The sequence below is a fragment of the Ornithinimicrobium sp. genome (genome assembly GCF_030537745.1).
Lineage (GTDB): Bacteria > Actinomycetota > Actinomycetes > Actinomycetales > Dermatophilaceae > Ornithinicoccus.
In genome coordinates this window covers 1852-3131 of record NZ_JAUNVI010000118.1, presented here as the reverse complement: position 1 = coordinate 3131, position 1280 = coordinate 1852, and the positions used below count along the sequence as shown (strand labels likewise).

Here is a 1280-nt window from a genome sequence, read left to right as displayed (position 1 = left end):
GTCGAGGCACGACAGGTCCAGGCACGACGGACGCGCAGGTGAGCCGCACCCTGCAGCGTCTGGTCGACCTGAGGGGGGAGGCCTGGGAGGGCCGCGACCCTGCGGCGCTCACCCTGGCTATGGCTCCTGACTCACCGGCGCTCGCCGCCGAGCAGGGTCAGCTCGAAGCCGCTCGTGCCCTGGGTCTGGTCTATCCCGACGTGACCTTCCGGGTCGAAGAAGCCGCAGTGGTAGAGCAGACGCAGGGTCGGTTGACGGTTGAGGCCACCATCACCCGCGCGCCCCTGCGTGCGATCGATGACGACGGCGACGAACAGCTCACCTCGGGGATGCAGACCGACCAGCTGCGCATCGTCCTGGCTGCTGCGAAGGAGGGGTGGTTGCTCTGGTCGTGGGGGGAGCCGGGCAGGTAGGCGTCGCCGGGCCGTCAGGTGGACTGCGCAGGTTCGTCGAGGAGCCATGCCACGGCGCGGGGCAGGTCGGGGTGGTCCTGCGTGAAGCCGGCCTCGTCCAGGACCGTCGGCAGGACGCGCTGGCTGCCCAGGATCTCACTGGCCATTTCACCGATCACGACGCGCAGCGCGATGCCGGGAGCTCGCAGGAGTGAGGGCCGGTGAAGGTCGTGGGCCAGCGCCTTGACGACGTCGAGCTGCGTGTCGGGGTGGCGTCCGGTGAGGTTGACCGGGCCGGTGATCTCGGGGTGATCCAAGAGGAAGCTGAGCGCGCGCACATGGTCATGGAGGGTGATCCAGGACCAGTATTGCTTGCCGCTGCCCAGTGGCCCGCCCAGGCCTGCGCGCACCATGGGGAGCACCTTGCCCAATGCGCCGCCGTGCGGCGCGAGCACGATCCCGGTGCGCACGTGGGCGACCGAAGCGCCGGCCTTTTCCGCTGACCAGGTGGCCGCTTCCCAGTCGCGGCAGAGGTCGGCCAGGAAACCTTCGCCCCGGTCGCTCTCCTCTGTGAGGATGTCGGGCCCACGATCACCGTAGTAGCCCACCGCCGACCCGGAAAGCAGCCGTGGTGCACCGCCCGGCATCCTCGCCATACCTGCGATAGCGCGCGCGATGGTGTCGGTGCCTTCGGTCCGGGATGCCACCAGCTCCCGTTTGCGCGCCGGGCTCCAGCGTTGGTCCCCGATCCCGGCACCGGCAAGGTGGACGATCGCGTCGACACCGGCCAGCGTGGCCGGGTCCAGCTCGGTGCCAGGTTGCCAGGTGACCTCACGGACCACGGTCGACTGGTCGCCTGACGCGTCCGGGGCTGGAGCGCGCGGAGCG

The 1280-nt window shown here is 70.3% G+C and carries 2 protein-coding genes; one reads left to right on the top strand and one right to left on the bottom strand.

From position 1 onward, the window contains the following. The coding region (locus Q4P07_RS14165) for a hypothetical protein (RefSeq protein ID WP_303375560.1) at positions 1–413 on the top strand (413 nt) is incomplete at its 5' end. 14 nt (positions 414–427) lie between these two features. Here the strand turns inward: Q4P07_RS14165 and Q4P07_RS14160 are convergent. After that, positions 428–1280: TIGR01777 family oxidoreductase (locus Q4P07_RS14160; RefSeq protein ID WP_303375559.1), on the bottom strand; the 853-nt coding region annotated here is incomplete at its 5' end.